The sequence below is a fragment of the Mesorhizobium sp. M6A.T.Cr.TU.014.01.1.1 genome (assembly GCF_004022765.1).
In the GTDB taxonomy this organism is placed as follows: Bacteria; Pseudomonadota; Alphaproteobacteria; order Rhizobiales; family Rhizobiaceae; genus Mesorhizobium; species Mesorhizobium mediterraneum.
On record NZ_RZPG01000109.1, the window covers coordinates 1 to 442 of the forward strand.

Below are 442 nucleotides of genomic sequence, written 5' to 3' on the forward strand. Positions count from 1 at the left end.
GTACATAACCTTGTATCCCAGAGCGCAGGCCTGGTGGCCTATGGCCGATGCTATATAGCTTTTTCCGGTTCCTGTACTCCCTGTAATGAGGATGTGTTCTTTTTTAGTGATAAAATCACAGGCTGTAAATCGCAGGACCTGGTTTTTATCGATATTCCTTTCCGGGTCATAATCAATATCTTCCGTAACAGCCTTATACCTGAACTTTGCTGCTGTAGTAAGGCGTTCTGTTTTTCTGTTCTCCCTGTCGTCCCATTCTGACTGTAGCAGGTATGCTATAAGTTCATCATTGGTGTATGGGACGCTATCTGAGCGGAGCGTGGTGGTAAAAGCACGGTGCATACCATAAAGCCGTAAGGCTTTCATTTGTTCTAATACATTTTGATTCATGTCTTTGTGATTTAATTATTACTTGTAATAGCTGCCTCCCCTTATATTATCG

General features: G+C 42.5%; 1 protein-coding gene. It reads right to left on the reverse strand.

The features are described from left to right. The coding region (locus EN885_RS33175) for an ATP-binding protein (RefSeq protein WP_164897985.1) at positions 1 to 390 on the reverse strand (390 nt) is incomplete at its 3' end. Between the last annotated feature and the right edge of the window lie 52 nt (positions 391 to 442).